General features: G+C 71.9%; 23 protein-coding genes. 18 read left to right on the forward strand and 5 right to left on the reverse strand.

The features are described from left to right. From OG417_RS54270 to OG417_RS11380, 8 genes are all read left to right on the forward strand, one after another. Nucleotides 1-525 carry a gas vesicle protein gene (locus OG417_RS54270; RefSeq protein WP_442875674.1) on the forward strand — a complete coding sequence of 175 codons (525 nt, stop codon included), beginning with the start codon at nt 1-3 and terminating at the stop codon, nt 523-525. Continuing rightward, nucleotides 518-1,300: a GvpL/GvpF family gas vesicle protein gene (locus OG417_RS11350; RefSeq protein WP_329253802.1), complete on the forward strand. Its 783-nt coding sequence runs from the start codon at nt 518-520 to the stop codon at nt 1,298-1,300. The genes OG417_RS54270 and OG417_RS11350 overlap by 8 nt, the downstream gene beginning before the upstream one ends. Further along, the gene (locus OG417_RS11355; RefSeq protein WP_329253806.1) at nt 1,285-1,560 is read left to right on the forward strand and encodes a gas vesicle protein; all 276 of its coding nucleotides are present in this window, start codon (nt 1,285-1,287) and stop codon (nt 1,558-1,560) included. The genes OG417_RS11350 and OG417_RS11355 overlap by 16 nt, the downstream gene beginning before the upstream one ends. Next, nucleotides 1,557-1,898 (forward strand): gas vesicle protein K, encoded by a 342-nt coding sequence (locus tag OG417_RS11360; protein WP_329253809.1) that lies wholly within the window; start codon nt 1,557-1,559, stop codon nt 1,896-1,898. Before OG417_RS11355 ends, OG417_RS11360 begins: the two co-directional genes overlap by 4 nt. 145 nt (nt 1,899-2,043) lie before the next feature. Then, on the forward strand, nt 2,044-3,561 hold the full coding sequence (locus OG417_RS11365) for a CYTH and CHAD domain-containing protein (protein ID WP_329253812.1): 1,518 nt from the start codon (nt 2,044-2,046) through the stop codon (nt 3,559-3,561). Between the two features lie 5 nt (nt 3,562-3,566). Then, a complete protein-coding gene (locus tag OG417_RS11370; RefSeq protein WP_329253814.1) occupies nt 3,567-4,121 on the forward strand; it encodes a DUF6328 family protein in 555 nt (184 codons plus the stop codon). 110 nt (nt 4,122-4,231) lie between these two features. Then, the gene (locus tag OG417_RS11375; RefSeq protein ID WP_329253817.1) at nt 4,232-6,022 is read left to right on the forward strand and encodes a thiamine pyrophosphate-requiring protein; all 1,791 of its coding nucleotides are present in this window, start codon (nt 4,232-4,234) and stop codon (nt 6,020-6,022) included. Between the two features lie 18 nt (nt 6,023-6,040). Beyond that, nucleotides 6,041-6,997: an LLM class F420-dependent oxidoreductase gene (locus OG417_RS11380; protein WP_329253820.1), complete on the forward strand. Its 957-nt coding sequence runs from the start codon at nt 6,041-6,043 to the stop codon at nt 6,995-6,997. A 75-nt stretch (nt 6,998-7,072) separates the two neighbouring features. Here OG417_RS11380 and OG417_RS11385 read toward each other — a convergent pair whose 3' ends face one another. Continuing rightward, on the reverse strand, nt 7,073-7,345 hold the full coding sequence (locus tag OG417_RS11385; protein ID WP_329253823.1) for a hypothetical protein: 273 nt from the start codon (nt 7,343-7,345) through the stop codon (nt 7,073-7,075). 329 nt (nt 7,346-7,674) lie between these two features. Here OG417_RS11385 and OG417_RS11390 point away from each other — a divergent pair, with 329 nt between their 5' ends. Further along, nucleotides 7,675-9,114 (forward strand): MFS transporter, encoded by a 1,440-nt coding sequence (locus OG417_RS11390; protein ID WP_329253826.1) that lies wholly within the window; start codon nt 7,675-7,677, stop codon nt 9,112-9,114. 105 nt (nt 9,115-9,219) lie between these two features. Beyond that, complete coding sequence (locus tag OG417_RS11395; RefSeq protein ID WP_329253829.1) at nt 9,220-10,164, forward strand: NADP-dependent oxidoreductase; 945 nt, start codon at nt 9,220-9,222, stop codon at nt 10,162-10,164. Here OG417_RS11395 and OG417_RS11400 read toward each other — a convergent pair. Beyond that, nucleotides 10,148-11,554 (reverse strand): DHA2 family efflux MFS transporter permease subunit, encoded by a 1,407-nt coding sequence (locus OG417_RS11400; protein WP_329253833.1) that lies wholly within the window; start codon nt 11,552-11,554, stop codon nt 10,148-10,150. The two genes, OG417_RS11395 and OG417_RS11400, sit on opposite strands and share 17 nt — an antisense overlap. 94 nt (nt 11,555-11,648) lie before the next feature. Here OG417_RS11400 and OG417_RS11405 point away from each other — a divergent pair, with 94 nt between their 5' ends. Further along, entirely contained in the window at nt 11,649-12,227 is a 579-nt protein-coding gene (locus tag OG417_RS11405; RefSeq protein WP_329253836.1) for a TetR/AcrR family transcriptional regulator, read from the forward strand. Here OG417_RS11405 and OG417_RS11410 read toward each other — a convergent pair. After that, complete coding sequence (locus tag OG417_RS11410) at nt 12,199-12,963, reverse strand: SDR family oxidoreductase (RefSeq protein ID WP_329253839.1); 765 nt, start codon at nt 12,961-12,963, stop codon at nt 12,199-12,201. The genes OG417_RS11405 and OG417_RS11410 overlap by 29 nt on opposite strands. 100 nt (nt 12,964-13,063) lie before the next feature. Between OG417_RS11410 and OG417_RS11415 the strand changes: the two genes are divergently transcribed. The 7 genes from OG417_RS11415 to OG417_RS11445 all read left to right on the forward strand — a co-directional run bounded on the left by OG417_RS11415 (nt 13,064) and on the right by OG417_RS11445 (nt 21,722). Continuing rightward, nucleotides 13,064-13,912, forward strand: coding sequence for a helix-turn-helix transcriptional regulator (locus tag OG417_RS11415; protein ID WP_329253842.1), 849 nt, complete (start codon nt 13,064-13,066; stop codon nt 13,910-13,912). 100 nt (nt 13,913-14,012) lie between these two features. Next, a complete protein-coding gene (locus OG417_RS11420; protein ID WP_329253845.1) occupies nt 14,013-14,345 on the forward strand; it encodes a CU044_2847 family protein in 333 nt (110 codons plus the stop codon). Then, nucleotides 14,345-16,030: a VMAP-C domain-containing protein gene (locus OG417_RS11425; RefSeq protein WP_329253848.1), complete on the forward strand. Its 1,686-nt coding sequence runs from the start codon at nt 14,345-14,347 to the stop codon at nt 16,028-16,030. The genes OG417_RS11420 and OG417_RS11425 overlap by 1 nt, the downstream gene beginning before the upstream one ends. 1 nt (nt 16,031) lies before the next feature. Continuing rightward, complete coding sequence (locus tag OG417_RS11430) at nt 16,032-17,033, forward strand: AAA family ATPase (protein ID WP_329253852.1); 1,002 nt, start codon at nt 16,032-16,034, stop codon at nt 17,031-17,033. Beyond that, nucleotides 17,023-20,754 carry an SAV_2336 N-terminal domain-related protein gene (locus OG417_RS11435; protein ID WP_329253856.1) on the forward strand — a complete coding sequence of 1,244 codons (3,732 nt, stop codon included), beginning with the start codon at nt 17,023-17,025 and terminating at the stop codon, nt 20,752-20,754. The genes OG417_RS11430 and OG417_RS11435 overlap by 11 nt, the downstream gene beginning before the upstream one ends. A gap of 201 nt (nt 20,755-20,955) precedes the next feature. Beyond that, entirely contained in the window at nt 20,956-21,426 is a 471-nt protein-coding gene (locus tag OG417_RS11440; RefSeq protein WP_329253859.1) for a hypothetical protein, read from the forward strand. Between the two features lie 122 nt (nt 21,427-21,548). Further along, on the forward strand, nt 21,549-21,722 hold the full coding sequence (locus OG417_RS11445; protein ID WP_329253862.1) for a hypothetical protein: 174 nt from the start codon (nt 21,549-21,551) through the stop codon (nt 21,720-21,722). A gap of 36 nt (nt 21,723-21,758) precedes the next feature. On the opposite strand, the gene OG417_RS11450 is transcribed toward OG417_RS11445, so the two are convergent. Continuing rightward, a complete protein-coding gene (locus tag OG417_RS11450; protein WP_329253865.1) occupies nt 21,759-22,601 on the reverse strand; it encodes a siderophore-interacting protein in 843 nt (280 codons plus the stop codon). A gap of 1 nt (nt 22,602) precedes the next feature. After that, nucleotides 22,603-23,613 (reverse strand): ABC transporter substrate-binding protein, encoded by a 1,011-nt coding sequence (locus OG417_RS11455; RefSeq protein ID WP_329253868.1) that lies wholly within the window; start codon nt 23,611-23,613, stop codon nt 22,603-22,605. Nucleotides 23,614-23,741: the final 128 nt, after the last annotated feature.

Genomic DNA, 23,741 nt, shown 5'->3' on the forward strand with positions numbered 1-23,741 from the left:
GTGACGGATCCGATGGAGCGGGGGCTGACCGGCTACGGCTACGGACGGCAGCCCGCACCGACGCGGCGCCCGGAGTCGGCGAACCTCGCCGACATCCTGGAGCGGGTGCTCGACAAGGGCATCGTCATCGCCGGCGACATCCAGGTGAACCTGCTCGACATCGAACTGCTGACCATCAAGCTGCGGCTGGTGATCGCCTCGGTCGACCGGGCCAAGGAGATGGGGATCGACTGGTGGGAGCACGACCCCACCCTCTCGTCGGCGGCCCACCGGGAGGAGATCGCGGCGGAGAACCGCCGGCTGCGCGAGCGGCTCGCCGCCCTGGAGGGCGAGGACGAGGAGGAACGCGCCGAACCGGAACTCGGGCGCCGCGACCGCCGGGCGGTGGACCGCGCGGCCCGCGACGAGGACGAGTACGACGATCACGACCGCGCGTACGGCTACGACGACGGCTACGAGGAGGAGCCGGAGCCACGCGGTCGCCGGTCCCGGCGGCGTCCACCGGGGGAGGACGACCGTGGATGAGACCGCGATCTACGTGTACGGCATCGGCCGTGACCTGCCCGCCGAGGCGGTGGCGGGGGTCCGCGGTGTGGCGGGCGCGCCCGTGCGGACCCTTGACGCCGAGGGGCTGACCGCGGTGGTGAGCCCGGTGAGCCTGGCCGAGTTCGGCGAGGACGCCCTGCGGCGGAACCTGGAGCACCTGGACTGGCTGGAGGCGACCGCCCGCGCGCACCACGCGGTCGTCGACGCCGTCGCGGAGCGCGGGGTGATCGTCCCGCTCGGGCTGGCCACGGTGTACCGGAACGAGGACCGGGCACGCGCCGCGCTGCGCGAGCGGAGAGAGGAGTTCGCCCGGGCGCTGGCGCGCATCACGGGTCGCACGGAGTGGGGCGTCAAGATCTACGCCGACCTCGCCGAGACCGCGCCCCGGGAGCGGAAGCCGGCTCCGGCGGACGCCCGGCCCGGCACCGCCTACCTGCGGCGACGCAGCGCCCAGCGGCACGACGAGGAGGAGACGCGCCGCGAGATCCTCACGCTGGCCGGTGACGTCGACGACGAGCTGTGCGCGATCGCCGCCACCCGGCGCCTGCACCGGCCGCAGGATCCGCAGCTGTCCGGCGAACGCGGCTGGATGATCCTCAACGCCGCCTACCTCGTCGACGACGAGCGCGCGGAGGACTTCCGTACGGCCGTCGCACGCCTCGCCGGGACGCGTCCGGAGCTGCGGCTCCAGCTCACCGGCCCCTGGGCGCCGTACTCGTTCGCCGCCGAGGAGGAGGCGTGGACCGAGCGCTGAGCGACCTGCCCGACGCGCGTACGCCGGTGCCCGCGCGAGGACAGCGCATCGCCCTGGTCGACCTGCTGGACCGGCTCCTCGCCGGCGGCGTCGTGATCACCGGTGACGTGACCATCTCGATCGCCGACGTCGATCTCGTACGGATCTCGCTCCGGGCGATCATCGCCTCGATCCGGCCGGAGATGGAGCGGGTGGTGGCGGCCGAGCGCTCGGACGAGCCGATCGAGGGCGTCGTGACCTGGGAGGACCCGGGGCCGTGAGTGAGCGGGGCGACGCGTACCGCCCGCGCCACGCGGCCCCCCAGGACGGGCGCGGCCACCGGCTGCCGCACCGGATGGAGACCGACTCCGAGCAGGTACAGCGCGACCTCGTACGTCTCGTGCTGACCGTGGTGGAACTCGTGCGCCAGCTCATGGAGCGCCAGGCCCTGCGCCGTGTCGACGCGGGCGACCTGCCGGACGACAAGGTCGAGGAACTGGGTCTGGCGCTGATGCGGCTGGAAGAGGCGATGGAGGAGCTCCGGGAGCGCTTCGGCCTCGACGCCCGCGACCTCAATCTCGACCTCGGCCCCCTCGGCCCCCTCCTGCCGCCCGAGTGACCGCGCGGCCGATCCGGCCGCTCGGTCGCTCGGGGACGACGACGCCTGACGGGCGCGCCTGCCGGGAAAGTTCACTTTTGAGCCTCTCTGTGCGGGTAAGGCGTTAGTACCGCCCCTGTGCCGACGCCGGATCGAGGGAGAGACCGTGGCACGCCATATCGAGCTGGAGCGCAAGTACGACGCCGAGGCCGATCTCGCACTGCCCGACCTGCGCCAGGTCGGCGGATGTGTGCGGGTCGGACCGCCGCAGACCCACATTCTCCGCGCCTCCTACTTCGACACCGAGGACCTGCGACTCGCCGCGCGGGGCATCACGCTGCGGCGCCGGGAGGGAGGAGGAGACGAGGGCTGGCACCTGAAGCTGCCGGCCGGCAAGGACACGAAACGCGAGATACGGACCTCGCTCGACGCCGGGGTCCACGCGGTGCCGCCGGAGCTGTCCGAGCTCGTCGCCGCGCACGTCCGCGGTCGCCCCCTCGTGCGCGTCGCGGAACTGGAGACTCACCGCACCGAACGCGACCTGCTGGGCGAGGACGGCACGGTCCTCGCGGAGCTGGCGGACGACACCGTGCGCGCCCGCCGCCTGAGCCGGGACGGCCGTGAGGTCGCGCTGCTGCGCTGGCGTGAGCTGGAGGTCGAGGCGGTCGAGGGCTCCCGCGAGGTGGTGGAGCGTATCGGCGGCCGTCTGCGTGAGTCCGGCGCCCGCGAGTCGGCGGCCACGTCCAAGCTGGCGCGGGCGCTGGATGACGACATCGCCCCCGTCCGGCGGCCTGCCGCCACCCGTACCGCCGGCGACGTGCTGCTGACGTACCTGGGCGAACAGGTCGAGCGGCTGCTCGCCTGCGACCCGCAGGTGCGGCTCGCCGAGAGCGACGACGACTCGGTGCACAGGATGCGCGTCGCCGTTCGCCGGATCCGCAGCGTCCTGCGCACCCACCGGAGCATCGTCGACCCGGCACGGGTGCGGGCGCTGGACGCGGAGCTGCGGTGGCTCGCCGGCGTGCTCGGCGAGGTACGCGACCTGGAGGTGCAGAACGCGCGCTTCCACCGCCGCCTCGCCGAACTGTCCGGCACCCACCAGGAACCGGCCTGGCTGCTCGAGATGGCGACCGAGGAGCACCGCGCCCGCGACCGGGTGCGCGAGGCCCTCCTGACCCGGCGTTACTACGACCTGCTCGACGCCCTGGACGCCTTCCTCGCCGATCCGCCGATGAACGCCCGCGCCGGCCGTCCGGCCGCCGAGGAGACGCCACGGCTGGTGGCCAGGGCGTGGCGGAAGATGATGCGCCGGTACGACCGGGCCGCGCGCCTGCCCGCCGGGCACGACCGCGACGCCGCGCTGCACGGTACGCGCAAGGCGGCCAAGCGCGCCCGGTACACCGCCGAGGCCGCCTCGGCGGCGCTCGGCTCGCCCGCCGCCAAGCTCGCCCGCCGCGCCGAACGGCTCCAGGACATCCTCGGCGAGCACCACGACGGTGCCGTCGCCGTCGAGCGCCTCGCCGCCACCGTCGGACGGCCGGACACGCCCGCCGCCGACACGTTCGTCGCCGGCCGGCTGACCGAGGTCGAACGCCGGGAGTCGGCACGGGTCCTGGAGGACCTGCCCGCCGCCGCGAAGAAGGCGGCCAAGCGTAAGCCGCTGCGCAAGCTCGGAAAGAAGTAGCGCCGATGACCGATACCTCCCTAACGGAGCACGCGGAGGAGGGCCGCGACGAGACCGGGATGGAGCGACGCGGGCCCCGCGGTGACGCGGAGCGGGCGGAGGAGGACCGCGACGAGACCGGGATGGAGCGCTGGGACCGTAACTTCGTCGAGTTGCTGCAGGAGTTGCGGGTCGCCCAGACCGGCGTGCAGATCCTGTTCGCGTTCCTGCTGACGCTGCCGTTCACCAACCGTTTCGGCGACGTCGGCGACCGGGACAGGGCCGTGTACGTGATCACGCTGGTCGCGGCGGCGACCGCGACGGCGCTGCTGATCGCGCCGGTCAGCGGGCACCGCCAGGTCTTCCGGCAGGGCCGCAAGCCCCAGCTCGTCCGTACCGCCTCGGCGCTCGCCCAGGCGGGACTGGTGGCCCTGCTGATCGCCATGATCGGCGCGGTGTTCCTCGTCCTGGACGTCGTCGCGGGCCTCGGCTGGGCGGCCGGGCTCGGTGCCGTGATCGCGGCGTTGTTCGTCGTGCTGTGGTACCTGCTGCCGAAGCTTATTCGGGCCGAAGGTCCCTGATCTCTCCGTGTCCCGGCGGCTTTACCCGCCGAATACCGGTACGCGGGTTTCGGGCGCGCCGCCGGGGAAGGGGCGTGAGGGGAGGCCCACCGTGGAAAGGAGAGATCGCCATGGCTCCTACCGTTGCGGATTACCTGTTGCAACGCCTGCGCGAGTGGGGCGTCGAACGGGTGTTCGGCTATCCGGGGGACGGGATCAACGGGATCATCGCCGCGCTGGGCCGGGCCGATGACCAGCCTCGGTTCGTCCAGGCCCGGCACGAGGAGATGGCCGCCTTCGAGGCGACCGGTTACGCGAAGTTCAGCGGGAAGCCCGGGGTGTGCCTCGCGACGAGCGGTCCCGGGGCGATCCACCTGCTGAACGGCCTGTACGACGCCAAGCTCGATCACGTCCCGGTGGTGGCGATCGTGGGGCAGACCGCCCGCAGCGCGATCGGTGGCAGCTACCAGCAGGAGGTCGACCTGCTGACGTTGTACAAGGACGTCGCCGGTGCGTACGTGCAGGAGGCGGCCGTCTCCGCGCAGCTGCCGAACCTGCTCGACCGCGCGATGCGGATCGCGATGGCCGAACACGCGCCCACGGCGATCATCATCCCCTCCGACCTGCAGGAGGAGGAGTACGAGCCGCCGGCCCACGCGTTCAAGAACGTCCCGTCGTCCACGCCCGGCTACCAACCGCCGGTGACGCGGGCGCCGGACGCGGAGATCGAGAAGGCCGCCGGGATCCTCAACGAGGGTTCGAAGGTGGCGATTCTCGTCGGCCAGGGCGCCCGGTCCGCCGCGGCGGAGGTCATGGAGATCGCCGAGCTGACCGGCGCCGGCGTCGCCAAGGCGCTCCTCGGCAAGGACGTGCTGCCCGACGACCTGCCCTACGTCACCGGAGCCATCGGCCTGCTCGGGACGCGACCGTCGTATGAGCTGATGCGCGACTGCGACACGCTGCTCATCGTCGGGTCCAACTTCCCGTACAGCCAGTTCCTGCCGGAGTTCGGCGACGCCCGGGGCATCCAGATCGACATCGACGGCCGGATGATCGGGATGCGCTACCCGACCGAGGTCAACCTCGTCGGCGACGCGGCCGAGACGCTGCGCGCGCTCATCCCGCTGGTCAAGCGCAAGAAGAAGCGCTCCTGGCGCGAGACGATCGAGGAGAACGTCGCGCGGTCGTGGTCGGTGATCGAGCGGCAGGCCCACGTCGAGGCCGACCCGGTCAACCCGATGCTGCTGTTCTGGGAGCTGAACCCGCGGCTGCCCGACGACACGATCGTGACCTCCGACTCCGGCTCGGCCGCGAACTGGTACGCCCGCGACCTGAAGTTCCGGGCCGGCATGCGCGGATCGCTCTCGGGCACGCTCGCCACGATGGGCTGCGGCGTGCCGTACGCCATCGGCGCGAAGTTCGCCCACCCGGACCGTCCGGTCATCGCCTTCGTCGGTGACGGCGCGATGCAGATGAACGGCATGAACGAGCTGATCACCATGAAGCGCTACATGTCCGAGTGGAGCGATCCGCGGCTGATCGTGGCGGTCCTGCACAACAACGACCTGAACCAGGTCACCTGGGAGCTGCGGGCGATGAGCGGCGCCCCGAAGTTCGTGGAGTCCCAGGCGTTGCCCGAGATGTCGTACGCCGGGTTCGCCCGGTCGCTCGGCCTGGAGGGCCTCGAGGTCGAGAAGCCGGACGCCATCGGCCCCGCGTGGGACCGGGCCCTGGCCGCCGACGTGCCGGTCGTCATCGACGTCCGCTGCGATCCCGACATCCCGCCGATCCCGCCGCACGCGGAGTTCGAGCAGATGAAGGACGCCGCCGAAGCGATCATCAAGGGCGACCCGGACGCCTACGGCGTCGTGCGCAAGGGCCTCAAGACCAAGGCCCAGGAGATGTTCGCCCGCAAGAGCTGACGCCGCTGAAAGGAACTCATGACCAGGTTCGGGTACTTCCTGTCGAGCGAGGAGCATTCGCCGCGCGATCTGATCCGCCAGGCACGGCTCGCCGAGCAGGCCGGGTTCGAGGCGCTGTGGATCTCCGACCACTACCACCCGTGGCTGGACGAACAGGGCGAGTCGTCGTTCGTGTGGTCGGTCGTCGGGGCGCTGTCCGAGGCGGTGTCCCTGCCGGTCACCACGGCGGTGACCTGCCCGCTGATCCGCATCCATCCGGCGGTCATCGCCCAGGCCGCGGCCACGAGCGCGGAGCTCAATCCACACGGCTTCGTGCTGGGAGTGGGCTCGGGGGAGGCGCTGAACGAGCACATCGTGGACTCCCGCTGGCCTCCGGCGAGCGAGCGGCTGGAGATGCTGGAGGAGGCGATCGGCCTGATCCGGCGGCTCTTCACCGGAGAGCTGGTGACGCACCACGGGAAGCACTACCACGTGGACACCGCCCGGCTGTACTCGCTGCCGGAGCGGCCTCCGCCCATCTACATGTCGGGCTTCGGCGACCGGGCGGCCGAACTGGCCGGGCGGGTGGCGGACGGGTTCATGAGCGTGAAGCCGGACGCGAGCCTGGTCAAGACGTTCCGCGCGGCGGCCGGGGAGGACAAGCCGGCCCAGGGCGGCTTCAAGGTGTGCTGGGCCCCGGATGAGGCCCAGGCCCGCCGCACCGCGCACCGCCTGTGGCCGAACGACCAGCTGCCGGGGGAGGCCGCGCAGCTCCTGCCGCTGCCCCGCCATTTCGAGCAGCTGTCGTCGCTGGTGACCGAGGAGATGGTGGGCCGGAACGTGCCCTGCGGACCGGACCCGCAGCGGCACATCGAAGCCCTGCGCGCCTTCGTCGACGCCGGGTACGACGAGGTCTACGTCAACCAGATCGGCCCGGACCAGGAGGGGTTCTTCGCCTTCTACGCCGAGCAGGTGCTCCCGGAGGTGTCCGCCTGACGTGACCCGCCGCGGCCCCGGGCGAGTGTCACGGGACCGCGGCGGAACGCGCCCGGTGGCCGGTGCGGACGTGCGCTACCGCGCGCCCCGTACGTCCCAGTCGTTCGGCCCGATGCGCGTGCCGCGCTCGCCGGTCTCGACCATCTCCAGGGCGGTCAGGCGGTCGAGCGCGGCGCGTACGGTGTCCTCGTCCAGGCCCGTCTTGCCGACGACCACGCCGACCTCCATGGGGCCGCGGAGTGTCGCGACCGCCTCGTAGACGATCAGCTCGTCGCTGGTCAGGACCTGCGTCTCGTGCTTCGGCGCGGCCCGGGCGTCCTGGTGTTCGTGTGCTGTCCGGTCGCTCATGGGAGCGTCCTCTCGTCGTGCCAGTCGGCTCGATGAGACTCCGGGATGCCCGGTCGGCCGGGGTGTCAAACCTCCCGGTACGGGCGGCTCGGCCCGTATACGGGCACCGGCTCTCCCGCGGCCCGATCGTGTCACTGCGGCGGAGCGTGCCGATCTTCGTCGCCTGCTCCTCGACGGTCGCCCGGCCGGATCGATGAAGCTCTCCGGCGAGGCATGGCCGAGGACGATGGGGTAGAGATTGAGGGAAGGCCAAGTCGGGACATAAGCGGCATCGGGGTGCGTCGGATCGCCGAGCCCGGCCGCGGGATCCGGGGGAGGAGCGTCGGCGCTTGTCCGTTGACACCCGCGATGACGGCCATCCGGCTTCGGACGAGGTCGCCGGGCGGCGCTGGCAGGCGCTCGCGGTCTGTCTCGTCGCCGCGTTCATGACCCTGCTGGACGTCAGCATCGTCAACGTCGCGCTGCCGTCCATCCGTTCGGGCCTGCACGCCTCGTCGGACGGCCTGCAGTGGATCCTGAGCGGGTACGCGCTGGCGTTCGGGCTGGTGCTCGTCCCGGCCGGCCGGCTCGGCGACGCGCGCAGCCGTCGCGCCGCCTTCATGGTCGGGCTGACGCTGTTCACCCTCGCCAGCGCCGCCGCCGGGATCGCGCCGACGATCGCGTGGCTGGTCGTGGCGCGGCTGGTCCAGGGAGTCGCCGCCGGCATCGTCAATCCGCAGATCGCCGGGCTGATCCAGATCCTGTTCCGCGGGCACGAGCGGGGCCGCGCGTTCGGCGCGCTGGGCGCCACGATCGGCCTCGCGACCGCGGCCGGGCCGCTCCTCGGCGGGGCGTTGATCTCCCTCGCCGGCGCGGAGGAGGGCTGGCGCTGGGTGTTCTATGTCAACATCCCGGTCGGCGCCGTCGCCCTTCCGCTCGCCTGGCGCCTGCTGCCGCCGCCGGGCGAGGGCCGCCGCCGCGAGAGCCTGGACCCGGTCGGCGTGGTGCTCCTGGGTGCCGGAGTGGTCGGCCTGCTCCTGCCGTTCGTGCAGGAGCAGCAGTGGCACGGGAACGCCAAGTGGCTGCTCCTGCCCGCCGCCGCGCTGATCCTGCTCGGCTTCCTGCGGTGGGAGCGGCGGCACCGGCAGCCCCTGATGAACCTGTCCCTGTTCCGCCTCCGCTCGTACGCCCTGGGCTCGACGATCGCCCTGCTCTACTTCGCCGGGTTCACCTCGATCTTCTTCATCTTCACCCTCTACCTGCAGAACGGCCTGCACTACAGCGCCCTGCTCGCCGGCCTGTCGATCACCCCGTTCGCGCTGGGTTCGGCCACCGGGTCCACGATCGGCGGCCGGATGGTCGGCCGCCTCGGCCGGCCCCTGGTCGCGCTGGGGCTCGCCCTGGTCGTCGTGGCGCTGACCGCGACCTTCCTGTCCGTACGGGCGGTGCCCGGGTCGCACGCAGCGCTGGCCACCGCCCTGCCGCTGCTCGTGGGCGGTTTCGGCAGCGGCCTGGTGATCTCCCCGAACCAGGCGATCACGCTGTCGGAGGTGCCGCCGGAAGGCGGGGGAAGCGCCGCCGGCGTCCTGCAGACGGGCCAGCGCATCGGCACGGCGATCGGCATCGCCGGGGTCGGCGCGGTCTTCTTCGCGGCCGTCGGCGCCTCTCACGGAGACTGGGCCACGGCCTTCCGCCGGGGGCTGCTGGTGGTGACGGCGTTCGTGCTGATCGCGCTGTGCGCGGCCGTCGCGGACCTGATCGCCGGACGCCGCGCCGAACCCCGCCGGTAGCCCGCGCGAGACCGGACCACGGCGAACGCCGCGGATATCGGCGGCGGTCACCGCCGGACGCCGCCCCCTTACGCTTCGGCGGGCGATCGGGTTGGATGGCGGACCATGAAGGCAGTAGGTGTCCGGCGGTTCGGTGGACCGGAGGCGCTGGAGGTCGTCGAACTCGATGACCCCCACCCGGGGCCGGGCGAGATCCGCATCCGTGTGCACGCGACGGCCGTGAACCCGACCGACACTCTCTTCCGCTCCGGCGTGACGAGTGCGGAGGCGCTGCGTGACCGGCCGCCGCCGTACGTGCCCGGTATGGACGTGGCCGGCGTCGTCGACGAGGTCGGCGAGGGCGTGCGGCAGTCCGTCGGCGACGACGTCATGGCGATCACACTGCCCCGCAGCAGGCTGGGCGGCGGCTACGCCGAGCACGTCGTCGTGCCGACCGACTCGGCCACGGCGATGCCGCTCGGGGCGACGTACGCCGAGGCGTGCACCCTGCCGATGAACGGCATGACCGCGCAGCTCACCCTCGACCGTCTCGCGCTCGCCCCCGGCCGTACGCTCGCGGTCACCGGGGCCGCCGGGGCGTACGGCGGGTACGTCGTGCAGCTCGCCAAGGCGCGCGGGCTGCGGGTCGTCGCCGACGCGTCGCCGGAGGACGAGCCCCTGGTCCGCCGGCTCGGTGCCGACGTGATCGTGGCGCGCGGCGACGGGGTCGCCCTGCGCATCCGGCAGGCGTTGCCGGACGGCGTGGACGCGGTCGCCGACGGCGCGGTCATCGGCGCGCCCCTGCTCGCGGCCGTACGTGACGGCGGCGCGCTCGCCGCGGTGCGGGGCTTCGGTGCCGAGACCGAGCGCGGCATCGTCGTCCACGCGATCTGGGTCAGCGAGTACGCCCGCGAGTGGGAGAAGCTGGACGAGCTGCGCCGCCTCGCCGAGACCGGCGCCGTCACGCTGCGCGTCGCCCAGACGTATCCGCCGGAGCGGGCGGCCGACGCCCACCGTCGCCTGGAGGCGGGTGGTGTCCGCGGCCGGCTGGTGATCATGTTCGGGCCGTGACCTCGGCGGCGCGCTCGCGTCGTACGCCGGGCAGCAGGAGCGCGGGCACCAGGGCGAGCGCGCCGAAGCCGATCGCCCACCAGAAGGTGTGCGCGTACGCCGTGCCCCGCGGGTGCGCGGTGAGCTGCCACTGCAGGATCACCGCGAGCATCGCGGCGCCGAACGACCCGCCGACCTGCTGCAGGATCCGCGTCGCGCTGCCGGCGTGCGGGATGTCGGCGGAATCCAGCCCCTGGTACGCCGCGGCCATGACGGCGATGTTCGCGCCGCTCATCCCGGCGCCGCGTACGACGAGGGAGCCGGCGAGCAGCCACTCCGGCCCGCCCCGGGCGAAGGCCAGCGTGCCGAGCGCGGTCAGCACGGTGCCGAGGAGGACGAACGGCCGCGGGCCGGCGCGGTCGACGAGCGTGCCGAGCGGGCCGCGCGTGAGCAGGCTACCCAGGCCCTGCGGCGCGAGCAGCAGCCCGGCGGCGATGACGCCCTGGCCGCGAACCTGCTGGTAGTACAGCGGCAGCAGCAGCATGGCCCCGAACAGCGACAGGCCCGACAGGAACAGCAGGGCCGACGACGCGGCGAACGACCGTACGCGGAACAGCCGCAGGTCCACGGCCGGTTCGCCGTCGGTGCGCAGGGCGTGGACGACGAAGGCCGCGAGTAGCACCGCTCCCGCCGCCAGCGGGACCAGGACCGCCGTGTGCCCGAAGCCGCCGTGCGCGCCCACCTGCGACAGCCCGTAGATGATCGCGGCCAGCGCGGGCGACAGCAGGACCAGGCCGAGCAGGTCGAGGCGCTGCCCGCCGCACGGCGCGTCGGCGGGCAGGCCGCGCCAGGCCAGGACCAGCGCGACGGCGCAGATCGGCACGTTGACGTAGAAGATCCACCGCCAGCTCGCGTCGCCCACGATCAGCCCGCCGATCACCGGGCCGAGGATCGGGCCGACCAGCGCCGGGATACTGATCGTGGCCATGAGCCGGCCGAGCGACCGCCCGCCCGCGGCGCGCAGCAGCAGCGTCTGCAGGATCGGCAGCATCAGCCCGCCGCCCACGCCCTGCAGCGCCCGGAAGGCGATGAGGCTGCCCGCGTTCCAGGCCACGCCGCACAGCACCGACCCGACCAGGAACAGCGCCAGCGCCGTCAGCCACATCCGCTTGGCGCCGAACCGCCCGGTCAGCCAGCCGGTCGCCGGGATCGCCATCGCGAGTGCCAGCAGGTACGCGGTGACCACCCACTGGATCGCCGCCAGCGACGTGTGCAGGTCGCGGCCCAGCGTGCCGATGGCGACATTGACGATCGTGCTGTCCAGCAGTGGCGTCAGCGCACCGACGACCAGGATCATCGCGAGCTTGAGCAGCGCCGGGTCGAGCCGCTCCGCCCGTGCCGTGTCCACCATGCTTCACCTCCCGACAAGAGACGGACCGTCTCTAATGCGGGGAAGTGTAGGATGGCGGCGTTAGGAGACGCAAGGTCTCTTATTGGAGGACGCGGTGAACGAACGGGCCGTACGCCGGCGCGGCCCCGAGCTGGAGGCGGCGATCCTGGACGCCACCTGGGAGGAGCTCGGCGCGGTCGGTTACATGAACCTCACGATGGAGGCCGTCGCCGACCGCGCCCGTACCGGCAAGCAGGTGCTGTACCGCCGCTGGCACAACCGGGCCGAGCTGGTGCTGGCCGCGGTGCGGTCGCGCGTCGTGTCGATCAGCGACGACGTCCCCGACACCGGTGAGCTGCGCGGCGACGTCCTCGCCGTGGTCGGACGGATGGCACGCCGCTACCACGACATCGGCCCGGACGTCCTGCACGGCCTGATGGCCGAGGTGCGCGATATCGGCCCCGAGTTCTTCTCGGCCATGGCCGACGTGATGGAGACCATCCTCCAGCGCGCCGCCGATCGCGGCGAGATCCCGTCCGGGGCGGCCGGCCGGCGGATCACCACCCTGCCGGTCGACCTCCTCCGGCACGAGATGCTGCTGACATCCGGCCCGGTGCCGGAGTCCACGCTCGTGGAGATCGTGGACGACGTCTTCCTCCCGCTGGTCACCTGCCGTGCGGGTCGGCGGAGTTGAGCATCTGGACGACCTGGTCGTAGTCGCCGCGCGCCTCGCCGTACCGCAGGAACTTCACCTGCTCGACCTGGATCTCCTTCGCGTCGGGCTGCGCCTCGATCAGGGCGACGACCTCCGCGACGAACTCATCCAGCGGCATCGCGAACTCACTCTCCTCCTGCCCCGGCAGCAGCGCGGTGCGGACCGAGGGCGGCACGAGCTCCACGACCTTCACGGTCGTGTCGGCGAGCTGGAGCCGGATCGACTCGCTGAGCATGTGGATCGCGGCCTTCGACGCGTTGTAGCTCGGGGTGACCTTGAGCGGCGTGAACGCCAGGCCCGAGGAGACCGTGACGATCGTGGCGTCCGGCCGGCTCCGCAGGTGCTCGACGAACGCGGCGATGAGCCGGATCGGGCCGAGCACGTTGGTGGTCACGACGGACTCGGCGGAGGCGAGGAACGACTCGGGCCGGTGCCAGTCCTCGATCTTCATGATGCCGGCCATCGTGACGAGGACGTTGAGGTCGGGGTGCCTCGCCAGCACCTCCTTCGCGGCGGACTCGATGCTCGCGGCGTCCGTCGTGTCGATCTGGACGGTGTCGATGCCGGGGTGCTCGGCGGCGATCCGCTCGAGCAGCTCGGTGCGACGGCCGCCGACGATGACGGTGTTGCCCCTGGCCCGCAGTTCGAGGGCGAGGGCCAGGCCGATGCCGCTGGTGGAACCGGGGATGAAGATGGTGTTTCCGGAGATGTTCATGCCCTGAGCCTCGCCCGCCGGCCGCCTCGGCGGCAGAGACCGGTCATCGGGGGATCGGCGATCCCTGGTTGGGCTCCGGAAACGCCCGATAATGGATGTCATGGATCGGGCAGCACTGGCGGACTTCCTGCGCCGCCGCCGCGAGGCGTTGCAGCCGGAGGACGTCGGGCTCCCCCCGGGCGCGCGCCGCCGGGCGCCGGGCCTGCGGCGCGAGGAGGTCGCGGCCCTCGCCGTCATGTCGACCGACTACTACACGCGGCTCGAACAGCGACGCGGACCGCAGCCGAGCGAGCAGATGCTCGCGTCGCTCGCCCGGGCACTCCGGCTGACCGGCGACGAACGCGACTACCTGTTCCGGATCGCGGGGCACAGCGCCCCGACACCGGTCTCGGCCGCGACGCATGTCGCCCCCGCCCTGATGCGGGTGCTGGACCGCCTCAACGACACCCCGGCGCTCATCCTGTCCAACCTGGGCGAGACGCTCGTGCAGAACCGCATGGCCGACGCCCTGTTCGGCGACAAGTCGGGCTACACGGGTCTGGCCCGCAGCGAGATCTACCGCTGGTTCACCGACCCGGCCGAGCGGCTGCGCTACCCCGAGGACGACCGCGACCGGCAGAGCCGTGCCCTGGTCGCGAACCTGCGCGCCGCCTACGGCCCGATGGGCCCGCGGTCCCGGGCCGGCGAGCTCGTACGCGCGCTGCGGAAGGCGAGCACGGAGTTCGCCGAGCTGTGGGACCGGCACGAGGTGGCCAGGCGGTTCGAGGACCACAAGACGCTCATCCATCCCGAACTGGGCCCGATCGAACTCGACTGCCAGGTGCTGTTCACCGAGGACCAGTCCCAGGCGCTCCTGGTGCTGACCGCACCCCCGCGCACCGAGGGCTACGAGAAACTGCGCCTGCTCTCGGTGCTGGGAGAGGAACAGTTCGCCGCGACACGGCCCTGACGTTCTTCGCCTGGAGGCCGGGCGCCGGCTGTTACATTTCCCCTGATCCTTACGATTTACGATTTGGCGATCACCGCGTGCGACGGGGATGGGGAACCACGTGACGGAGCTGCTGCGCTGGGAGACCGACCAGGGGCCGGTCGTCGTCGAGGTCGACGAGGAAGACGCCGGGTACGCCTCGATCTCCGCGAAACCCGGTGAGGTCGTCAAGGACGTCAAGGGGAGTTTCGAGGACGCGTTGGAGAGAGTGCGCGGCGCGGCCGAGTCCGCGCTCGCGACGTTCCGTGACGAGGTCCTGGATCCCGACGAGGTCTCCATCGAGTTCGGCGTCAAGCTCAACGCCGAGGCCGGGGCCGTCATCGCCAAGACCTCGGTGGAGGGCCATCTCGTGGTCGGCCTCCGCTGGACGCGCGGTGGCCCGAAGCACGGCTGATGGGCGGATGGCAGTGGCGGGCCCGCATCGAGAGTGACGCCGAGCAGGTGCTCGGCGCGGGCTTCCTGGTCGACTCGACCCACGTGCTGACGTGCGCGCACGTCGTCATCGGGCGGGAGCGGGCCCGCGTGAGCTTCCCCGGTGGCGGTGGCACCGCGCTGCCGGCCGCCGTCGGGATGTGCACCGGCTGGGCGAAGGCCGGCGACGACGGTGACATCGCGGTCCTCACGCTGGACGAGCCCGTCGCCATCGCCCCGGCCGTGTTCGCCACGCCGGACGCGTTGAAGGGGCCTCACCTGACCGACCTGGGCGCCTACGGCTTTCCGCGGAGCAAGGAGGACCCCGGATCGGTCGTGACGCTCAGCACGCGCTGGGACATGGACCTGAGGAACGAATGGTGGCAGCTCGATGTGCCCCAGGCGCACCTGGAAGTGCTCAAGCACGGGTTCAGCGGCGCGGCGGTGTACCTCGCCGGCAGCGGCGAGATCGTCGGCATGGTCACCGACATGGACAAGGGGCTGGACGGCCGCAGCGGCCGGATGCTCCCGCTGCGCGGTATCCGCGCGTACTGGGAGGACGTCGACGACCTGCTCGAGCTGGGGTGGCTGACCGCGGAGGCGCGGCGCCGCCTCCGTGAGATCGTCCGTGACGCCGCGCCGACGGTGCCCGTCGACGACATCTGCCGTGCCGCGCTGCCGGAGTTCCTGCTCGAACGGCGCCTGAGGTCGGTGTGGGACGCGATCAGGTACGTCGCCGAGGAACATTGTGAGGAAGACGCGCTGAAACGCCTTCTCCTGGGCCTGCTGGGCCACCTGGACAAGGGCCGCCAGGGGCGGCTGACGGCCTGGATGCAGCGCTGGATGCCGGCCGCGAGTCCCTCGCGACCGGCAGCGCCGACGTCGATCATCGTGCGGCTGGATCGCAAGATGCGCACCGAGACGTACGAGCTCACCGTGCATTCGCTGGTCGACGGGGCCACCGGGCCGTCGACCGGCCCGGTCGAGGTAGGCGCCGACGAGATCCGCGAGCAGGTCGAACGCACGCTGCCCCGCGTGCGCGACGCCGTCTTCGGCCGTGACTGGATCATCGAGTTCGCGCTGCCGGTGCCGTTGTTCAACGAGCCCTTCGAGACCTGGTACCTGGAGAGGGACGAAGAGAACGGCATCAAGATCCGGATGGATTCCTACCCCGTGGTGGTCCGCGACGTCCTGCGCATGAGCCCCAGCTCCACCCGGTGGGACCTGACGACGCGACGGTGGCGGCGGCTGCGCGAACGCGGCACGACGCTGCCGTACAAGGTCGACTGCCGGCATTCGACGGACGAGGAGGAGTTCCAAAACCGGCTCGACGCCGATGAGGAGTGCTGCGTCGTGACCTACGCCGCCGCGCCCTCCACCGACATGCTCAACGCGGCGCTCAACTCCGGAATCCCGGTCATGCTGTGGCCGCGCCGGACCTGCCCGGACCGGCCCCACGACGACTGCGCCGCCGGCCGGACCCTGGAGGCGCTGACCACGGCCATCGCGAAGACCTCTCCCGATGACATACCGGGGACGGTGATGAAGCTGCGGAAGCAGGCGAAGACCCACAAGGCGGGGGAGCACCACCACGGCCGGGAACTGGCCCTGCTCTGGGACGACCCGGCGCGACTGCCGGACCCGCCTCTCTCGATGGGAAGAATCTGACATGCCGGATTGGAAGATCTTCACGGGCGGCCGGGTCCCGCACGACCGGATCAGGGACCTTCCGGACCCGCCGCCGTGGCGTGACTTCCAGGGCGGGCCGCCGGTGGCCCCGCCCGCCCGGCCCCCGGCGAACCTGCACCAGGCGACGACGTACCGGCCGACCGGCGAGGCGATCGACCAGGTCAACGCCGCGCTGTACCTGCGCCGGCCACTGCTGGTGACCGGCCCGCCCGGCACCGGGAAGTCCACACTCGCCGACGCCGTCGCGTACGAACTCGGCCTCGGGCCGGTCCTCAGCTGGCCGATCACCAGCCGGGTGACGCTGCGCGACGGCCTCTACCAGTACGACCCGCTGACCCGGCTGTACGCGGCGGGCCGCCGGCGGAGACCGGAGGAGATCGAGGACGACATCGGCCGCTACATCCGCCTGGGCCCGCTGGGCACCGCGCTGCTGCCGTACGAGCGTCCCCGCGTGCTCCTCATCGACGAGATCGACAAGAGCGACATCGACCTGCCGAACGACCTGCTCACCATCTTCGAGAAGGGCGAGTACGAGATCCTCGAACTGGCGCGGCGGGCCGACCCCACGGCCGAGGTGATGACGGCCGACGGCACCGCGCGGGTGACGATCACCAAGGGCACGGTGCGCTGCCGGGCCTTCCCGCTCGTCATCATGACCAGCAACGGGGAGCGCGAGTTCCCGCCGGCCTTCCTGCGCCGGTGCGTCACCGTCCAGCTCAAGCCTCCGCCGGACGAGTCGGAGCTGACCGCGATCGTGAACGGTCATCTCAGCGACCTGACGAAGGACCAGGCCGCACTGGTCGACCAGCTCGTACAGCAGTTCTTCGCCCGCAAGAGCCAGGGCGAGCTGGCCACCGACCAGCTTCTCAACGCCGTCTACCTGTGCCACCACGCGGCCCGCGCCGGGAGCGTCGACCTCGCCGACCTGGCCGCCAAGGTCATGCCGTACCTCACCAGCCCGACCGGCCGCGATGACGATTGAGCGCCTCCACACGGTGCTGAGCGCCGTGGCGGCCTCCGGCCCGGGCCCGCCGCCCTCGCGGGAACCGCCGGTCACGGCCCAGGAGCTCGCCGAGATCCTGTGGCTGGCCGTCCACATGGGCGAGCCACAGGTCACGACACCGGTCTCGGAACCGTCTCCGCCGCGGGCTCGCGACGCCGCCCCGGACCCGTCTCTCCGGGAACCGGCTCCGCCCGAGGCCGACCCGCCCGCGGCACCGGCGCCGCAGCCGCCGCCCGTACGCCACGAGTTGCACGGACCGTCGGCCGATGCCGGGGAGGGCTCGGGCGCGGCCGGCGTGCTGGTGCCGACCGCGCCCATGCTCGATCATCCGCTGGAGCTCCAGCGTGCGCTGCGGCCGCTCAAGCGCCGGGTGCCGTCGAAACACGCAGAGGTGCTCGACGAGGAGGCCACGGCGGCGCGCATCGCCGACCGCCGACGCTGGATGCCGGTGATGACGCCGGCGCCCGAACGCTGGCTGAGCCTCGTCCTCATGGTCGACACCGGACCGACGATGACGCTGTGGCGGCCGCTGGCGCGGGAGCTGCGCGAGATGCTGATCCGGCTGGGCGCCTTTCGCGACCTGCGCGTCTGCTGGCTGAAGGGCGCCGGTGTCTCCTCTTCTCCGGGCGCGCCGCCGCGGGACGCCGCGACGCTGATCGACCCCTCCGGCCGGCAGGTCGTCCTCGTGCTCAGCGACTGCTCCGGCCCGCACTGGTGGGACGGCCGAGCCGGGCGCGCGCTGCGCCTGTGGGCCACCGCCGGGCCGGTCGCGATCGTCCAGCCCCTCACCGAGCGCCTCTGGCGCCGCACCGCCGCCCCCACCACGCCCGGTCAGGCCGCCGCCGCCCGGCCCTGCGCGCCGGGCACCGCACTGCGGTTCACCCCGTACGACGGCGATCCCGGCGTCCGGCCCGGCGCCGTGCCCGTTCCCGTGCTGGAGTGCGCGGCGCCGTGGCTGGCCGACTGGGCCCACCTGGTCTCCGGCGACAACCGCGCCCGCCCGGCGGCCATGGCGTACGTCGGCGGGCGACCGGGGCGCGGCGCCGAGCCCGTACGGCGCGAGCACGCCCTGCCGATGCGGGACCGGGTCCGGCGGTTCCAGGCGAGCGCCTCGCCGGAGGCCGTACGGCTGGCCGCGCACGTCGCGGTCTCGTTCCCGGCGCTGCCGGTGATGCGGTTGATCCAGCATCGGATCCTCGGCGGCTCCCAGCCGGGACACCTGGCCGAGGTGCTGCTCAGCGGCCTCCTCCGGCCGGCCGGCGGGGAGTCGTACGCGTTCGTGCCCGGGGCGCGCGAAGCCCTGCTCGCCACCCTGCCGAGGTCGGCGGCGTGGCACACCGCGGACGTGCTCGAACGGATCTCAGAAGAGATCGAACGCCGGGCCGGGCACACCGCCGAGACGTTCCGCGCCGCACTCCGCACCGGGGACGGCACGGGCGACCACGCTGCGGCCGACAGCCCGTTCGCACTGGTCAGCGGCGACGCGCTCCGGTTGCTCAGGCCGACCGGCACGGCCACGGGTCCGGCCTCCGCGACGGGTGCCGCCCATGCGACGGAGGCCACCGCCGAGGCGCCCGCGGTGACCGGCGACCGGCCCGCGCTGCCCGACCCGGAGCGGTCGAACGCCGTCCTCATGGTCCTCGACCGGTACGACCTCCGACTGCCCGCCGCCGACGACGACGCACGGGCGCTCGGGGACGTCCTCACCGCTCCGGACCTGGTGGGCCTGAGCCCGGACCGGTGCTCGGTCCTCGAGGGCCTCCTGGCCCAGCGTGTCCACGCCGTCATCGCCGATGCCGCCTCGTCGGCCGGAGACACCCTCATCGTGTACGTGCAAGGGGAGATCTTCGACCATCCGGAGGAGGGCATCCTGCTCATCGAGCCGGGCAGCACCAGGTTCGCCCTGCGGCGCGGCGTCCGCCTGGAGGACATCCGCAGCCAGGTGCGCGGCAGCGCCGCCCGCAACAACCTGCTGATCGTCGACGCCGTGCACGCATCCGGTACCGCGCCGACCCTGAGCAGCACGCTCTCCTGGGGCGCCGACGCTCCCCAGACGAACACGTACGAGATCATCGGTGTGCGGGCGCCGGGCGAGGTGTCGGTGGCGCGGGTGCTCGCCGACGCCATCCGGGCGGGCAGGCCCGGCGGCCGGCCGGCCCTCACCGTCGGCGAGGTTTTCGGACGTGTCCCGGAGAACGTCACCACGATCTCCTTGGAACGCGGCGGCCCGTTCTGCCTGACCCGGAACGCCGCCGTCGCGACCGTGGCCCCGGAGGCTCCGCGTACGACGCCCGCGCCCGAGGACGCGGCACCGCGGCTGACCCGGCGCCAGGCCCGCCGCCACCGCCGGTTCGACGAGGAGTACCGCGAGTACGTTCTCGGGTCCGCGACCTACGTCGACCAGCGAGGACTCGCGACGATCGGGTCGCGCTCGCCCCGTGTTCAGGACGTCTTCGTGGACACGTTCCCCACCGAAAACCCTCCTGACCCGACCGCGACGCCACGGCTGTCGTTCGCGAACTGTGTTCATTCCGGCCGGCCCGCCGCCCTGACGATCGTCGGCAGCACGGGCAGCGGGAAGACGACGCTGTTGAAGTACGCCGCCCTGGAGGTCTGCCGGGCGAACACCACGCGGCGGATCCCGGTGTTCCTCTACCTGCGGGACCACGTCGCGGAGATCGTCAGCGGCATCGACAACGGGCTGCCGACGCTGCTGCGCAACGCGGTGGGCAGCCTGGCCGAGCGCATGCCGGAGGGCTGGCTGGAGCGGCACCTGGGGGAGGGCCAGTGCGTGGTACTGCTCGACGGTCTGGACGAAGTGACGGACGACCGAGAGCGCGAGGCGGTGAGGACCTGGATCGAGCGCCAGATCGCGTGGTATCAGGGAAACCAGTACATAATCACCTCGCGACCGGGCAATTTCAGCGCGCCTATCGCCCGCTCGGACACGTGGCTGCTGGAGCCCTTCGGTGACGAGCAGATCGCCGAGTTCGTGCACAAGTGGTACCGCGCGATCGCCCACGGGGAGCCGGACATCTCCCTGGCCGGCGAGGCGAGCGAGGACCTGCTCCGGCGGTTGCGAACGAACCCCCCGTTGTTGCGACTGGCCACCGACCCGCTGCATCTCATCATGATCATCAACGTCCATCGGTATCGAGGGGCGCTGCCCGATAGTTCGTTCGACCTGTACCGCGAGATCGTCGACGTGGCTCTGCGGCGTGAGGAGGCCAAAGGGATCCCGTCACGGGTGCCTCCCGCGCGGATGAAGGACGGCCTGGGCGATCTGGCGTTCACGATGATGACGAGACGGGTACGCGACCTCGCGGCCGATGAGATCGTCGCCGAGCTACCCGCCGAGGACGAGGCGGTGTTTCTCGAGCAGGTCACGTTCCGGGCGGGCCTGCTGCGCGAAGTCCGGCCCGGCTTCTACGGGTTCGCCGCCCTCTCCGTCCAGGAGTACCTGGCGGCAATGCACCTCCGGAACTCAGATCGCGGCGAGATGCTGATCGACGTGGTGTCCGATCCGTGGTGGCGGGAGACGATCCTGTTCTACGCGGCAGAGGGTGGCGCCGACGCCCTAGTCCAGGCCTGTCTGAATGACGGTGGCGACTACGCTCTCGCCCTCGCCCGCGAAATCGTTGCCGCGGCCGACGAGGTGGCTCCGGAGCTGCGGGAACGCCTGTACGGGCCGGATCGGTGAGCGCGGTGGAGTCGCCATAAGGTGCACGGGCATTCGCCATTTTGTGCACTGGCCGGGAAATCATATTTTTCCGGCTGTTACTCTTCCCGAGTGAATCGCCGTTACAGGTTTTTCCGGGCGCTTTCCGGTTTCGGCCTGCCTATTGCCCTGTTCACCGCCTGCTCGGGGAACGGTTCCACGGAAAAGTCGAGTGAGCCCGCGTTGAGTCCTCTTCCGACGAAGACGACGATCGACGCCGCGCTCGGCACCACCATCAAACTGAGGTCGGGCACCGGTACCGACAAGCCGGACCCCAACCTCGGGCCGCCGGAGATCGAAGTGGCCGCCACCAGGTTCGTCGACCCGGTCAAGGGCGGCGACGACCCGCTGTCGGGTGCGGCTCCCGGCAACCGCCTCGTCGCGGTGCGGTTCGCGTTCACCGACCGGGGGGTGAACCCCTTCAAGACGGCGGTGGACGCCGCGACCGTCGTCGACGCCCAGGGGAGGTCCTACAAGGACAAGGTCGCGTTGAGCCTGTCCGTGCATCCGCTGATCACCACGGTCAACGTGCCGGCGGGCGGCACGCAGACCGGCTACATCCCCTTCGAGGTACCCCGGGGAGCGTCGATCGCCAAGGTCCGTTGGGCGATGGACCTGGGCGTCGGCCAGATCGGAGAGTGGAAACTCGGCTAGCTGTACTTGGCCGACTCGCTCCGCCGGACCTGAACACGCAGACGGCCGGAGTGTCCGGAGGTCGCTCGCCCTCGGGTCAGTGCACTCACGCCCCAATCGGGAATTACTAGGAGGCAAGGACCATGGCAAACACGAAAAACTGGATCTACATAATTTTCTCGCCGATCATCGGGATCGCACTGCTGCTGTTCAGAGATTACGTCTGGGCGGTAATAGCGTTCGCGGCGGGCGCCGTGTTGCTGGCAATCGAGCTCAGAAGGCGTGCCAGGGAGACTCCCGGCCGGGACCAGGGCTGATCAGATTCCCGTTCCCTCGTCAGGGCGGAATCGGGGTCAGGAGGCGTTCCCGTTCACGGCCTCCGTGAGGAGGTCCTCCTCTGTCGCGCCCCGGCGCCAGTAGCCGGTGAACGTGACCGCGCGGCGGTCGAAGCCGCGCTCGCCGACCAGGTGGCGGCGGAGCGCGCGGACGGCTCCGGCCTCGCCCGCGATCCAGGCGTACGGGACGCCGGCGGGGAGCGCGGCGGCGCGGATCGCCTCCACGGCCGATCCGGCCCGCCCGCGGACGAGCCAGGTGATCTCCGCGTCGGCCTCGGTCGGCAGCCGCCGGATGTCCTCGGCGTGCGGTACCTCGATCCACGCGCGGGCGCGCGTGCCGGACGGTAGCCCGTCCAGGATGCCGGTCAGGGCGGGCAGCGCGGTCTCGTCGCCCGCGAGCAGCACCCAGCCGGTGTCCGGCGGCGGGCGGAAGTCGACGCCGCCGTTGTCCTCGGTCGTCGGGCCCAGGACGGCCACCCGGTCGCCGGGCCGCGCCGAGGCCGCCCAGCGGGAGGCCGGGCCCCCGTCGCCGTGCAGCGCGAACTCCACGTCGAACTCCTCCGGCTCGCGCCGCTGCCCGGACACCGTGTAGGTACGCATGACCGCGCGTACGTCGGGGTCCATGGCGCGCCAGCGCGTGTACCAGTCGTCGTCCCCGGTCGGTACGACGGGCGTCTCCTGGTGCGGGTGGGGGAGGAACACCTTGATCCGCTGGTCGCGTCCGCCGCACGTCAGGCCGGCCAGCCCACCGCCGCCGAAGGTGATCCGCATCATGGTGGGGCCGAGGCGCTCGGCGCGGACGACGTGGACGTCGAAGAAACGGAACGGCGCCGTACGCGGGCGCGTCGCCGTGGGTGCCACCTCAGCTCACCTTCTTCGCGTCGCGTAGGGCCTTGGCGAAGGCCTCCAGAGCCGGCGCGCAGGCCGCGTAGCTGAACCGCGGCTCGCTCTCCCAGGGGATGACCTGGCCGGCCTTGACCGCCGGCAGCTTCGACCAGCTCGGTTTGGCGGCGAGCTCCTTGGGCTGCGACGCGGAGGTCCGGGCGTCGAGGAAGATGAGGTCGGCGGGGTATTTATCGGCGTTCTCCCAGCTCAGGGGCTCGAAGAAGCCGCCGCTGACCTTGTTCGGCACGACGAAGTCGACGCCCAGGCTGCTGAAGTAGGAGGTGTCGGCGTACACGCGGGGGTCGGAGGCGTAGAACAGGTCGGGGCTGCCGGACGCCGCCAGCACCTTGATGCCGGGGTTGGCCTTGGCCGCCGCGCGTACGGACTCCACGGCCTTGTTGAAACGCGCCTTGGCGGCGGTGACCGCCGCGGCCTTGGTGTCGGCGCCGAGCGCGGCGGCGAGCTGCTCGTGCCGCTGGAGCGGCCGGGGCAGGCTGACGTGCGAGGTGGTGAACCCGATGCTCGGTGCCAGCGCGAGGATCTTGCTCTTGCTGTCGGCCGGGACGAACCACAGGTCCGGCGGCTGGAACATGTCGGTGACCAGCAGGTCGGGGTGGAGCGCCGCGTACTTCTCGATGTTGAACTCGCCGTAGGCGTTGCCGATGATGGTGACCTTGTTCACGTCGAGGCTCCCGGCCATGGGGTCGGGGCGGCCGTCCTTGAGCTTCGTGGGCCCGAAGACGCCCACGAGCTGGTCGCCGACGCCGAAGTCGTGCAGCGCGGCCGCGGTGCCGACGTAGGCGACGACCCGCTTCGGACGGCTCTTCGTGGTGGCCTTCTGGCCGCGGTCGTCCGTGAACGACCAGCCGCCGGAGGCCGCGGCCCGGCCGCCGCCGTTTCCACCGCAGGCGGCGAGCAGCGCGCCGAGTCCGACGGCGCCGCCGGTGGCCAGCAGGCCGCGGCGGGACAGGTCGTGAGTTCCGGGCATGGCGGAAGCCTTCTCTCGTCACTAGGAGGGAGCGGTCACCGAGGTCATGCGAGGGCTGATCATCAGGGCTGACTTAGGTTAACCTAACCTAAGTCGTCCCTGTCCAGTAGGGCCGGGCCCCTCGATCC

The sequence above is a fragment of the Actinoallomurus sp. NBC_01490 genome (assembly GCF_036227085.1).
In the GTDB taxonomy this organism is placed as follows: domain Bacteria; phylum Actinomycetota; class Actinomycetes; order Streptosporangiales; family Streptosporangiaceae; genus Actinoallomurus; species Actinoallomurus oryzae.

Excerpts from the sequence above, each read along its gene's own strand:
- OG417_RS11370 (WP_329253814.1), top strand. The coding sequence starts at position 3,567 with ATGACCGATACCTCCCTAACGGAGCACGCGGAGGAGGGCCGCGACGAG.
- OG417_RS11375 (WP_329253817.1), top strand. The coding sequence starts at position 4,232 with ATGGCTCCTACCGTTGCGGATTACCTGTTGCAACGCCTGCGCGAGTGG.
- OG417_RS11380 (WP_329253820.1), top strand. The coding sequence starts at position 6,041 with ATGACCAGGTTCGGGTACTTCCTGTCGAGCGAGGAGCATTCGCCGCGC.
- OG417_RS11385 (WP_329253823.1), bottom strand. The coding sequence starts at position 7,345 with ATGAGCGACCGGACAGCACACGAACACCAGGACGCCCGGGCCGCGCCG.
- OG417_RS11395 (WP_329253829.1), top strand. The coding sequence starts at position 9,220 with ATGAAGGCAGTAGGTGTCCGGCGGTTCGGTGGACCGGAGGCGCTGGAG.
- OG417_RS11400 (WP_329253833.1), bottom strand. The coding sequence starts at position 11,554 with ATGGTGGACACGGCACGGGCGGAGCGGCTCGACCCGGCGCTGCTCAAG.
- OG417_RS11410 (WP_329253839.1), bottom strand. The coding sequence starts at position 12,963 with ATGAACATCTCCGGAAACACCATCTTCATCCCCGGTTCCACCAGCGGC.
- OG417_RS11415 (WP_329253842.1), top strand. The coding sequence starts at position 13,064 with ATGGATCGGGCAGCACTGGCGGACTTCCTGCGCCGCCGCCGCGAGGCG.
- OG417_RS11425 (WP_329253848.1), top strand. The coding sequence starts at position 14,345 with ATGGGCGGATGGCAGTGGCGGGCCCGCATCGAGAGTGACGCCGAGCAG.
- OG417_RS11430 (WP_329253852.1), top strand. The coding sequence starts at position 16,032 with ATGCCGGATTGGAAGATCTTCACGGGCGGCCGGGTCCCGCACGACCGG.
- OG417_RS11435 (WP_329253856.1), top strand. The coding sequence starts at position 17,023 with ATGACGATTGAGCGCCTCCACACGGTGCTGAGCGCCGTGGCGGCCTCC.
- OG417_RS11445 (WP_329253862.1), top strand. The coding sequence starts at position 21,549 with ATGGCAAACACGAAAAACTGGATCTACATAATTTTCTCGCCGATCATC.
- OG417_RS11455 (WP_329253868.1), bottom strand. The coding sequence starts at position 23,613 with ATGCCCGGAACTCACGACCTGTCCCGCCGCGGCCTGCTGGCCACCGGC.